The following is a 10,966-nucleotide window of genomic DNA, read 5'->3' on the forward strand; positions in this document are numbered from 1 at the left end:
TATACAAATAGGTCAAGTATTTCTATACCAATGCTGTTTAGATTATCTATACGATGACGATATGGAAATTAAGCAAATTATTGCCGGCTGGATAAAATCAGCTAGAACAGAGGCAGGATTGTCTGGTGAGCAGTTGGGCGCGAAGATTTCGCTTGAACTGGGGGTCTCGAGAGGACACTCGCGGGCGAATATTTCGCATTGGGAAACGGGAAAGCACGAACCAAGCCTTCAACAGCTTTTGGCGATTTCAAAAATTACAGGGAAAAAACTTCCCCCGGGGATAATTGGATCGCCGAATGGCGAAAACATATCCAATATCACCGCTATTCACCCGGACGACGCGCCCCAGGATGATGTCGTTTATGTGCCTGAATCAAAAATTGCTTTCAGCGCCGGCAATGGGCGCACTGCCACATTCGAACTGATCGAGGATCAGGAGCCCGCCACTTACCGGCTGTCATGGTTCCAAAAGGAGGGCATGAATCCTGACCGGGTGCGGCGCTTCCGCGTTTCTGGCGACAGTATGGAACCCATGCTGTTCGCCCGCGACACGATTCTAGTCAATCAGGATGAAACAACGATCGTTGACGGCAATACCTATGCGATCCGCTATGGCGACGAGCTGCGCGTCAAGCGCATATTCAAGCGACTTGACGGGACACTGATTCTTCACAGCATCAATCCAATGTACAAAGACGAAGAAGTTTCGCCGGATCTGGCCAATGAACACATTGCCGTGATCGGGCGAGTACGCGATAAAAGCGGGCGCGGCGGTCTCTAATTAATTTAGGCGCACCGGAACGCTTCTGCCGAAGGGGAAATAATGAAAAAAATACTTTTTCTTATTGTGCTTCTCACCAACAATTCTTGGGCGGGGAGTTTTGGGGCTGGTCTTACCGGAGCATTGGAGGGCGTTAGGCAGGCAAATGAGGAGGAAGAACTTCGACAGGACCGCAAGTATAAGCTTGAACTTCAGAGACTCCACCTAGAACAATTAAAGCAACAGCAGCTTGATGCTGCGGCAGACCGCGAGCGGCGGGCGGAAGAAAGGCGGCAGGCCGATTTGCAGGAATCAGTGCAATCCGCCATTCGGCGTAATGCCAAGCTGTCGCAATGGAAATCGAGTGACCCGGTTCTTTGGGCGCGCGCAGTGGAAATCGATAAGGATGTAAGAAATCGCCCTGAATACGCTCAACTATCTTTGGATGAGCGCTTCAATTATGTTGTATTCATTGTCGAAGAAGAACAGCAGCATCAGCAAGCTGAGATGGTTCGGCTGGCGATTAACCGCAATCAAAAATTACGTGAATGGGAACAAAGCGACCCGGCTTTATGGGGCCGCGCCAAGGAAATTGACAATGTCTTGAAGGCGCTTCCGGAAAACCAAGGGCTTTCATTGGACGAACGATTTAAGAAAGTTGTTCAGATCGTAGAGGCCGAACAAGCTGCCAAAGCCAAGTCCTCTATAAGGTCTCCAAAGCCCAAAAGATCGAACATACAGACTTGACTAAAAGAACGGCGCAACGGCACGCCACTTTGCCGAATATCAAAGGGAATAATATGAAAACAACAATGGCCTTTATCTTGGGACTGATGCTAATCGGCAGCGCTCCTGCTTTTGCGCACTCTGGCGGCACCGACGCCAATGGCTGCCACGTGAATCATAAAACAGGCGAGCGTCACTGCCACTAACCAATAGCCCGCATAGCGCGGGTTTCTTTACGCTACTTTGAATGGCTTCCCGTTGATGTTACAAACACCGGCGAAAACTATCTTCGCCCTGCTATTGCTTTGCGCCCTTCCCGCCCATGCCCATCAGGTCATCAGCATCGCCGACGGCGACACCATGACGCTGCTGGTAGATCGCCAGCCGCTGAAAATCCGGCTGTCCGACATCGATGCTCCTGAGAAGAAGCAGGCATTCGGCCAGCGCTCAAAAGAATCGCTATCCGATCTGTGCTGGGGCAAGGATGCGACCTATCGAGCACAGACGGTTGACCGCTACGGCCGCACCGTCGCGCGCGTGACATGCTCCGGCATCGATGCCAACCGGGCCCAGGTCGAGCGCGGCATGGCATGGGTGTATGCCCAGTACAACAAGGATTCTGCATTGCCAGCTGTACAGCAGACCGCAAGGTCCGGCCGCAAAGGGTTGTGGGCAGACAAGGTGTCGCTGCCGCCGTGGGAGTTCCGGCACCCGGTTAAGCAAGCCAGTTATCAGTCCCAGCCTCAGCCAGTAGCCAATGAATCAACGTGCCACACCGGGCCGCGTGGCGGCAGGTTCCAGATCATCAATGGGCGCAAGCGGTATGGGTGTTGAATCTGCATTGATCTACAGCATCGAATTTTAGGCCAGTGATATCAACGACTTACTTTGATCGAGCGTAAGTTATCCACTGAATTACCCACAGAAAATGTGGATAATTCAGGTAAAGATGGCTTATACTTCTTTCATATTCTCTAGCTGACTCACCGAGAGCGGCGCTTTAGTGAATTTGCCAAAATTGCTCAGTAGATATTTTTAAGCGACTCGTGTCGCTTGTTTGCTTTGAGCGTCAAAAATTGCGTTAGCATATCTATGCGCTAGGCGAATAAGAACACCTATTCCGGGAGGAATTATGAAAAAGAAATTGTCAAAACTTGCCTTTATTCGACTGTGCCTTTCCGGGGCAATTGCTGGAGCCGCGTTGCTTGGTGCGCTTGCCCCTATTTTTGGATATGACACATCGCATATCAAGGACGTTATTGGTGGCACAGTTGGCGCATCAGTTGTTGCAATCGGATTTAAACTTGCGCATTGGGCATAAAATTGATGCAGTTCGACGGAAACCCAATGGACATGGCGACTCTCATGGTTGCCGGAGTTACTTGTTTTATTCGGCCAGTTAAGCGAGCTATAAAGAAGAATAGCGATTGCTTCGACTTCAGAGACATCGTCATCGATTTTATGAATGGAACTGTGATTGTTCCATTCCTCCTGCTTGTCGGAACGGCTTTTTCAAAAGCAATCCTCGAAGAAGCACTGAAATCAAATAAATTGTTTCTAGCAATTGGCGGCGTAATCGGCCTCCTCTTTGTACTGCGCGAGTATTTTCACAGCGACTGACAAAACTTATTAGTTCGTGTTTACTGCACCAGCCCGCCCTGCGCGGGCTTTTTTACGCCAACCACTCCCTACTTCGCAGGACGCTCCACCAGGCTTTCGCGCCAGTCTCCGATATAGCCAAAGTTCGGCGCCGGTATCGGCTCAGAAAACCAGAAATTGGTACGCGCCACCACGTTTGGCGCAACAAACCAGTTTGCCTTTCCATCGGCGTCCATCGCCCACCACCGCGCACCCTTTGGCGCTTGGCTCCAATCTACGTTTTCCGGCATAGTCGCATCCTCCCATCAACCCATTGTAGCCAATGGAGTGGATACATCCAGATGCTTCGGCGTTTTTTAACGCCTTAATCCTCCGAACCAACCCCGCTAGACTGGGTATTTTCCGCTGTCGTTTTTGGCAACATTTCCAGTTGCCAACTTATAATCAAAGTGCGCCCCACGCAAAGCTTGTCGGCTACGTGGAGCGCGTCCATCAACTATGAAAGAACGATATGGCAGTCTACATAATCAGCTACGACCTCAATAAACAGAAGAACTATCCAGCACTGTATGACGCAATTAAATCACTTGGCAGTTGGTGTCATCCAGTCGATTCCACGTGGCTGGTCGTGACTACCTTGGGATCAACGGCGATTCGGGATCACTTAAGAAGATCGATGGACGCAGATGATGCGCTTTTTGTTTCAAAGGTTGCAAACGGAGATGCTGCGTGGGCAGGACTTCCGCCAGAAGTCAGTTCCTGGCTAAAGGCTAATTTGTAATTCTCCTCCGAGCCATCGGTCGGCGCATCTTCCAGCAGCATAAATGGCAGTCCTCGAAATTTGACGATTGTGCCCTTCGGTAAAGTAAACATAGATTCCCCTTAAAAACCCGACCGAGCGCGGGTATTTTTTCGTCGCCGAATTTGGCGATGGAAATATTTTAGCATTTTTGTATAGTTTTTCTTTACTTTTTATGTATAGATATACTATACTTACTCCATCGAATCAACAAACACAGCCAGCACAACGCTGGCGCATGCAGCAGCTCTTTGACAACTTGGGATTCAGGAGAGTGCGCGCGGCTTTAGGGCTGGCGGGCGCGGCTTTACTAACCGCACCCGCTTTTCCTAGGTAACGATGAGCAAGACACCTTTAGCGGCTTACTAGACCGCAACCGGCGTTAGTGGCGCCGGCTCGGAAAGTATAGCAAAGCTGGTCTGCGCCATCCCCTGAATCCCTCTGTTGTTGAAGATTGAATCAACAAACACAGGAGCCAAACATGGCACAAGCACACAACACAGCAAGCAGCCTGAAATTAACGGAAGAGCGCACTTTCACCGCGCACCTGCAGGGTCGCAAAATCACCGGGCTGGAAGTCGCCAGCGAATGGGAAGGATTGACGAAGTTCCTGCACCCTGCGTCCGGCCAGCACATGATCGTGCTGATGGCTGAGTCGCGCATCGTTACCGGCTCGGTCTCGCTGATGCAAAGCCTTGGTCATGACGATCAGCAACATTGGGTCACGGTGCCTGAACGCGTTCTGCCTAGCGGCCTGCGCGTCCCTTCGTTCCAGTACGCGAAATATCCATGCTCGAAAGGGGCTGGCGGCAAGATCGTCCTGTCTCCGTCCGAGAAGCCTTGGGTCAATATCAAATTTGCCGCAGCGGTGGACGCTTGCACGGCGGCCGGATACCAGCTAGCGCGTGAATCGCAAGAGCTGGCGATCCGCCTTGACGTCTGCGAACAAGACATCAACTGGGCTGGCGGCAAAGTCGGCCAAGGCAAAGTATTCCAAGGACTGCACAAGGGAACCGTCAGCAGTGCGCAAACGGCCGACTTCGTATCAAGCGATACGGAAGAGCGTTCCTGGCACCAGTTGTCGAATGGCGAGCGTGTATATGGCCTGGCAGGCAACGTCTACACGTGGGTGCATGACGACATTCAAGGCAATGAAAGCGGCCTGATCGCCTCGGCATTCGCCAAAGATTCCGCCTCGATCGCTACCGCCCCGTATCCATCCAAGCAAAAAGGCATGGGCTACATCCCTGAGTCCGGGACCAACTGGTCTGGCTATGCGCTCGTCCGTGGCGGCTGCTGGGACGTCGGGGACTACGCCGGCGTGTTCCGTCTCTACTACGTTTGGCCGGACAGCGACTACGACTCTGTCGGCTTCCGCTGCACCACGCCAATAAGTCTCTGATCCCAGGTCTCCGGTCACCAGCCACCGCGTAGCGGCGGCGCCAAAACACCAAGCGGAGTAAGCCATGAAGTCATTCAACGTCACGATCAAAACGGAAGCAGGCGCAACCATTCGGCTACCCGTTATCGGATTCAGCAGCGGCCAGGTAGAGCATGACGCACATGAAAAATTCGGCTGGCTGTGCGGCGTAACGGTGCTGCCATGCTGACCGCCACTAACGCAGCCGGTCTTGCGCATTACTCCACGCTGTTTGAGAAGGCAGCGAAGGCGCGCAAGTCAACGCTGCCAACTGCGCAATCGTCAATCAGCGAATTGGAAACCAAGATCAACGGCGTCGACTTGGTGCAAATCGGATCGTGCTGCGTAGAGGTCGAATACAGCTACTCGCCGGGATGCAAGGAAGAGCCGGCCACGATGGGCGATCCGGGCTCCCCGGGTGATGCTCCGCAGGTGGAAATCTGGAAGGTGACGCTGACATCGCCGATGGTTTTTGCCGATGCGTCGGATGACGATGCGGTTCTGATGACGCTGGAAGCTGGATTCAACATTACCGATTTTTTTCCACGCACAGCGCATTGGGACGGAAAAATCAGCGACATCGAGGATGAAATCCTGTCACGGATGGAGGATGCATGAACGACACCCCGCCAATGGCCCACAAGATCATCCGGCCCGCCCCATACATCAAAGCGGAAGACACCAATATCCGCGCCAGATTTGAAAGTTTGCAGCATGGAGCAAATAGCAACAAACCTGTTCTGGATGCCGATCCTGTACCGGTTAGCGAGACGCAAAGGAAATAGCAGGTTTGCATCGGTACGGAATGCAGTACGGGTTTTTAAAAAATAACAGGGGAAGAAAATGAATGAAATAACCATGCAGGATCAGTCTATGTTCTCACTGGCCCCGCGCAACCTGACCGAAGCGATGGAGTACGCCAAGATCATCGCCAGCTCGGACATGGTTCCAAAGGATTACATCGGCAAGCCTGGCAACGTTCTGGTTGCCGTGCAAACCGGCGCAGAGGTTGGTTTGAAGCCGATGCAATCTCTGCAAGGAATCGCGGTCATCAACGGCCGTCCGGCAATTTGGGGGGATGCGATGTGGGCGCTGGTCGTCAGCCATCCAGAATTTGAGGGATTCCGCGACGAGAACACGGACACGCAATCGACCGTCTGGCTCAAGCGCCGAAACCAAGGCGAGATCATGCGCTCGTTCTCACTGGATGACGCCAAGAAGGCCGGTCTGATGGGCAAGCAAGGCCCATGGTCAACAAACCCGAAACGGATGATGCAGATTCGCGCTCGCGCTTTTGCGGCACGCGACCTGTTCCCTGACGCGCTGAAGGGAATCAAATCCGTCGAGGAAGTGCGCGACTACCAAGAAATACCTCAGGCTACCCGGCAGGAAATTGACATCACTCCCGCCAACGGTACAGCGCCAGAGCAGCGTCCGTTTTACACCGCCGAGAATTTTGAGAAAAACCGCAGCTCGTGGAGATCAGTAATTCTCGAAGGGAAAAAGACCGTTGATGACCTGATTGCCATGATTGAAACCAAAGCCCCTCTGACGGAAGACCAAAAACTCACGATCGACAGCTGGTCGCATGAACAGGAGTAACTCAATGAAAACTCACTCACTTGTCCAGGGCTCACCGGCCTGGCACGCATACCGAGCAGAACACTTCAACGCCAGCGACGCGCCGGCAATGATGGGCCTGTCTCCGTACAAATCTCGTACCGAACTGCTGCACGACAGATTTACCGGAACCTCGAAAGAGGTAGATTCGGCCACACAGAAGCGCTTTGATGACGGACACCGTTTCGAGGATCTGGCGCGGCCATTTGCGGAAGAGATCATCGGACAGGATTTGTATCCAGTAGTGGGTTCGGAAGGAAAGTATTCGGCCAGCTTCGACGGATTGACCATGCTGGAAGATATCGCATTTGAACATAAGAGCCTCAATGACGAACTGCGCTCGATCCTGACGCGCACCGATGCGACCGGCGCCGACCTGCCAGAGCATTATCAGGTGCAGATGGAGCAGCAGCTGATGGTATCCAGTGCCGAACGCTGCCTGTTCATGGCATCAAAATTCGACGCAAACGACCAACTCATTGAATGCCTGCACTGCTGGTATGAGCCTGACGGATTCTTGCGCAAGCGCATCGTTGATGGCTGGTCGCAATTCGAGCAGGACCTGGCCGGCTACAAGCCGAAAGAACTGGCCGAAAAGCCGCAAGCCGAAGCCATCATGCAACTTCCTGCGCTGGTAGTGCAAATCCGCGGTGAAGTCGCCAACAGCAATCTGCCGGCATTCAAGGCCGCCGCCGAACTGTTCATCGCCAATATCAAGACCGACCTGCAAACAGATCAGGACTTCGCTGATGCCGAAGCAACGGTCAGGTTCTGTGACAAGGCCGAGAAAGACCTCGAACTGACCAAGAGCGCGGCCATCGCGCAAACCGCCAGCATCGACGACCTGATGCGCACGATTGATTTCATCAAGGATCAGCTGCGCACCAAGCGCCTGATGCTGGAAAAGCTGGTCACAACCAAAAAAACGGCGATCAAGGAAAAGATTCTGGCCGATGCGAAGCTGGTATTTGCCGAGCATGTAGCTGCGCTGGAAGCGGAAATAAAGCCGATCCACCTGGTCTATCCGCAGCCCGACTTTGCCGGCGCCGCCAAGAACAAGCGCACGCTGGCCAGCCTGCATGATGCAGTCGATACCGAACTGGCAAACGCGAAGATCGCCACCAATGCGACCGCCGCCGACGTGCGCGCCAAGCTGGCCTGGTGCAAGACCAGCGCCGAAGGCTACGGCTTCCTGTTCATGGACATGCAGCAGATCATCGGCAAGCCGCTGGATGATTTTCAATTGCTTGTGAATACGCGCATTGCCGACCATAAGAAGGCCGAAGAGGAAAAACTTGAAGCCGAGCGCAAGCACATTCAAGCCGAGGAAGAAGCAAAGGCCGCAGCCAAGGTAAAAGCAGAATCCGACGCCAAGGCGAAAGCGGAGGACGAGGCTGCGGCCAAGGTAAAGGCAGAGCAATATGCGGCGCAAAAGGCAATTTATGATGCGGACCATGCCGAATTGATGGCGGAAAGTCTGCGCCTTGAAAAAGCCAGCCGCGAACTGGCGGCAGCGCAACGGCTGGAATCTGATGTGATGAAGGAATCCGCTCAGAATCCAGGAAAGGAAATGTTCGAGGCAATTGGCATCAAGGTCGTAGACGTTACCCCACAAAATTCCGACACGCCGACGCTCACCGCACCAAATACAGGCGTACCAACTCTCACGCTCGGCAAGATCGGCGCACGCCTTGGCTTCTCGCTGACCGCTGATTTTCTGCGCTCGATCGGATTCGAGCCGGCTGGGCGTGAGCGTGCCGCAGTGCTTTATCACGAGGATGACTGGCAAGCCATTTGCGCGGCTCTGATCGCACATATCGACCATACCCGCGAAATCCAGAAGCAAGCTGCCTAATGCCAACCGTCACCCTCACCCGCAATGACCAGGGCAAGGTCGCCGGCACATGCGAGAAGAATCAGCGTGCCTATGCCAGATTCGTCAAGCGCATGCAGTCATTGACGCATCAAAGCACGCTGGTCTTGAAATGGTGGGAGCCGCGCAGCCCGAAGTTTCACCGCTTTCACTTTGCGATTTTAGGCGATCTGTTCAAATCGCAGGATCAGTTTGATGACGACGACGCGATGCGCAAGTGGCTGGAAATCGGCGCTGGATATTGCCAGATGGTTCCGGGGCCGACCGGAAAAATGTGCGCGATGCCGAAGTCGATTGCGTATGAAAAGCTGGACGATGTGGAGTTTCAGGAAGTGCATGCGAAGGTGCGCAAATTCATGAGGTCTACGCATGCGACGCGGTTTCTCTGGCCTGCGCTGGACGATATGCAGGGGTTGCAGATGGTGGATGCGGTACTTGATAAATTCGATTTGGGGTGAAATATGAATTTCATTGATGCAATTCAAGCGCAAGTCCCAGCAGCTATCGGCCCGCTGGAAAACCTTGATACAGGAAAGAGCGTTTTCTACGCCACGGTTAATGGGACGCCAATTTTAAAGCATGGGAAATTTGGCACTGACAGTAGTTTTGATACCGAGGAAGAGGCCATTTCGTTTGCTAAAAAATACTTGGAATACGCGCTGTCTAAGGGCGAGATATGACCCAATCCAAACGCCATTCGCTGATCGAGTCCGTGACCAACATCGGCATCGGCATGCTCGTATCGCTGGCAAGTCAATCAGTCATTTTCCCGCTGTGCGGCATCTACGTATCGATGTCCACCAACGTCCAGATCACGATGTATTTCACGGCAATTTCTCTGGTTCGGCAGTACGCGGTTCGGCGTTATTTCAACAATTTTAAGACGGTACGCAATAAAACATAGCACTTCCCGCACTGAATACAACAACTTTGAAAGATACTCATCATGTGGCTTAAAAATTTACAGATTTACCGCTTACCCGCCAACTACGCGATGACCGCGGCGCAATTGAATGAATGCCTGTTAAGTCGCGCATTCGTGCCGTGCACCGGCATGGATGTGCAATCGCAGGGATTCGCTCCGCCGCGCGACGGTGGCGATCTGGTGCATACCGTCAACGGGCAAATGCTCTTGAAGCTCTGTACCGAAAAGCGCCTGCTGCCGGCATCGGTCATCAATCAGGTATCAAAGGCCAAAGCCGCGGAACTGGAAGATCAGCAAGGATTCAAGCCCGGGCGCAAGCAAATGCGCGAAATCAAGGAGCAAGTCGCCGATGAACTGCTGCCGCGCGCCTTCGCGGTGCAAAACCATACCGCAGTCTGGATCGATCCGGTCAACGGTTGGCTGGTGATTGATTCGGCCACGCCATCGAAAGCCGATGATGTTCTCAAGTTGCTGCTGAAATCGGTTGATCAGTTTCCGGTCACGTCGCTGCGCGTCATACAGTCGCCACTGGCCGCAATGACCAGCTGGCTATCGTCCGACGAGGCGCCGATAGGATTCACCATCGATCAGGATACCGAACTGCGATCTTGTGGCATGGATAAATCTGCGGTGCGCTATGTCAGCCACACGCTGGACGCTGACGACATGGGCCGCCACATCGCCGCCGGCAAGCAATGCACGCGACTGGCGCTGACCTGGGCCGACAAGATTACATTCGTGCTGACCGAATCGCTGGCGATCAAGCGCGTTACTGCGCTGGACGTGATCAAGGAAAACTCGGATAGCAAGATGCAAGACGACTGCGAGCGCTTCGATTCTGATTTCGTGCTTATGACTGGCGAATTGAGCCGGATGCTGGCAGATATTGTTGATGCGCTTGGCGGGGAGGCTTCAGCATGAACCATCAAAACCTGCCGCTGCAAGACGCCCCGTTCGCGCCCGACAGCATCGAGCATTTGCACCATTGCGCGGTTGCGCCAGTCGATATCAAGGCGCGACTGCGGCAATCTTTGACATTGAGCCAATTCGGTAGGCCGAGCGATTTATACGCTGAAATGAACGCGCAGCGCGCCGAGGCCGCCGACTACATCGAAGCGCTGGAGCGGCAGCTTGCAGAGGCGCGGAAGGATGCCGTTCGATTCGATGCGTTTTTCAGCGCAATTCTGTGCGACTCGGATGATCGAGTCATGACGCCTGAACAATTGCGCATAGCTAAAGCCTTT

General features: G+C 53.4%; 19 protein-coding genes. 17 read left to right on the forward strand and 2 right to left on the reverse strand.

Features of this window, described 5'->3' with window-relative positions; all coding sequences use genetic code 11:
* Positions 1–61 precede the first annotated feature (61 nt).
* From HMCN_RS18165 to HMCN_RS0102160, 6 genes are all read left to right on the forward strand, one after another.
* Positions 62–781, forward strand: coding sequence for a S24 family peptidase (locus HMCN_RS18165; RefSeq protein WP_162174110.1), 720 nt, complete (start codon positions 62–64; stop codon positions 779–781).
* A gap of 42 nt (positions 782–823) precedes the next feature.
* Positions 824–1,507 carry a hypothetical protein gene (locus tag HMCN_RS0102150; protein WP_025915827.1) on the forward strand — a complete coding sequence of 228 codons (684 nt, stop codon included), beginning with the start codon at positions 824–826 and terminating at the stop codon, positions 1,505–1,507.
* 53 nt (positions 1,508–1,560) lie between these two features.
* On the forward strand, positions 1,561–1,692 hold the full coding sequence (locus HMCN_RS19040; protein ID WP_155837329.1) for a YHYH domain-containing protein: 132 nt from the start codon (positions 1,561–1,563) through the stop codon (positions 1,690–1,692).
* A 55-nt stretch (positions 1,693–1,747) separates the two neighbouring features.
* On the forward strand, positions 1,748–2,320 hold the full coding sequence (locus HMCN_RS17165) for a thermonuclease family protein (protein ID WP_025915828.1): 573 nt from the start codon (positions 1,748–1,750) through the stop codon (positions 2,318–2,320).
* A gap of 298 nt (positions 2,321–2,618) precedes the next feature.
* A complete protein-coding gene (locus tag HMCN_RS19045; protein ID WP_155837331.1) occupies positions 2,619–2,807 on the forward strand; it encodes a hypothetical protein in 189 nt (62 codons plus the stop codon).
* A gap of 26 nt (positions 2,808–2,833) precedes the next feature.
* Complete coding sequence (locus HMCN_RS0102160; protein WP_155837333.1) at positions 2,834–3,106, forward strand: hypothetical protein; 273 nt, start codon at positions 2,834–2,836, stop codon at positions 3,104–3,106.
* A gap of 68 nt (positions 3,107–3,174) precedes the next feature.
* Here the strand turns inward: HMCN_RS0102160 and HMCN_RS0102165 are convergent, their stop codons facing one another.
* Both HMCN_RS0102165 and HMCN_RS19050 read right to left on the reverse strand, forming a co-directional pair.
* Positions 3,175–3,375 carry a hypothetical protein gene (locus HMCN_RS0102165; protein ID WP_025915830.1) on the reverse strand — a complete coding sequence of 67 codons (201 nt, stop codon included), beginning with the start codon at positions 3,373–3,375 and terminating at the stop codon, positions 3,175–3,177.
* Between the two features lie 370 nt (positions 3,376–3,745).
* A complete protein-coding gene (locus HMCN_RS19050; protein ID WP_155837335.1) occupies positions 3,746–3,958 on the reverse strand; it encodes a hypothetical protein in 213 nt (70 codons plus the stop codon).
* Positions 3,959–4,365: 407 nt separating this feature from the next.
* Between HMCN_RS19050 and HMCN_RS0102175 the strand changes: the two genes are divergently transcribed.
* From HMCN_RS0102175 to HMCN_RS17170, 11 genes are all read left to right on the forward strand, one after another.
* A complete protein-coding gene (locus tag HMCN_RS0102175) occupies positions 4,366–5,286 on the forward strand; it encodes an SUMF1/EgtB/PvdO family nonheme iron enzyme (protein WP_025915832.1) in 921 nt (306 codons plus the stop codon).
* A 64-nt stretch (positions 5,287–5,350) separates the two neighbouring features.
* A complete protein-coding gene (locus tag HMCN_RS19055; protein WP_155837337.1) occupies positions 5,351–5,494 on the forward strand; it encodes a hypothetical protein in 144 nt (47 codons plus the stop codon).
* Positions 5,488–5,922, forward strand: coding sequence for a hypothetical protein (locus tag HMCN_RS0102185; protein ID WP_025915833.1), 435 nt, complete (start codon positions 5,488–5,490; stop codon positions 5,920–5,922). Before HMCN_RS19055 ends, HMCN_RS0102185 begins: the two co-directional genes overlap by 7 nt.
* Positions 5,919–6,089 carry a hypothetical protein gene (locus HMCN_RS19060; RefSeq protein WP_155837339.1) on the forward strand — a complete coding sequence of 57 codons (171 nt, stop codon included), beginning with the start codon at positions 5,919–5,921 and terminating at the stop codon, positions 6,087–6,089. The genes HMCN_RS0102185 and HMCN_RS19060 overlap by 4 nt, the downstream gene beginning before the upstream one ends.
* 58 nt (positions 6,090–6,147) lie before the next feature.
* Positions 6,148–6,906, forward strand: coding sequence for a hypothetical protein (locus HMCN_RS0102195; RefSeq protein ID WP_025915834.1), 759 nt, complete (start codon positions 6,148–6,150; stop codon positions 6,904–6,906).
* A gap of 4 nt (positions 6,907–6,910) precedes the next feature.
* Positions 6,911–8,779, forward strand: coding sequence for a lambda-exonuclease family protein (locus HMCN_RS0102200; protein ID WP_025915835.1), 1,869 nt, complete (start codon positions 6,911–6,913; stop codon positions 8,777–8,779).
* Positions 8,779–9,255, forward strand: coding sequence for a DUF1367 family protein (locus tag HMCN_RS0102205; protein WP_025915836.1), 477 nt, complete (start codon positions 8,779–8,781; stop codon positions 9,253–9,255). The genes HMCN_RS0102200 and HMCN_RS0102205 overlap by 1 nt, the downstream gene beginning before the upstream one ends.
* Before the next feature lie 3 nt (positions 9,256–9,258).
* A complete protein-coding gene (locus HMCN_RS0102210) occupies positions 9,259–9,477 on the forward strand; it encodes a hypothetical protein (protein ID WP_025915837.1) in 219 nt (72 codons plus the stop codon).
* Entirely contained in the window at positions 9,474–9,701 is a 228-nt protein-coding gene (locus tag HMCN_RS0102215) for a hypothetical protein (RefSeq protein WP_025915838.1), read from the forward strand. The genes HMCN_RS0102210 and HMCN_RS0102215 overlap by 4 nt, the downstream gene beginning before the upstream one ends.
* Before the next feature lie 42 nt (positions 9,702–9,743).
* A complete protein-coding gene (locus HMCN_RS0102220) occupies positions 9,744–10,643 on the forward strand; it encodes a recombination-associated protein RdgC (protein ID WP_025915839.1) in 900 nt (299 codons plus the stop codon).
* A partial coding sequence (locus tag HMCN_RS17170; RefSeq protein ID WP_035625369.1) for a hypothetical protein occupies positions 10,640–10,966 on the forward strand: 327 nt, incomplete at its 3' end. The genes HMCN_RS0102220 and HMCN_RS17170, both read left to right, overlap by 4 nt.

The sequence above is a fragment of the Herminiimonas sp. CN genome (assembly GCF_000622895.1).
Taxonomy (GTDB): Bacteria; Pseudomonadota; Gammaproteobacteria; order Burkholderiales; family Burkholderiaceae_D; genus AVCC01.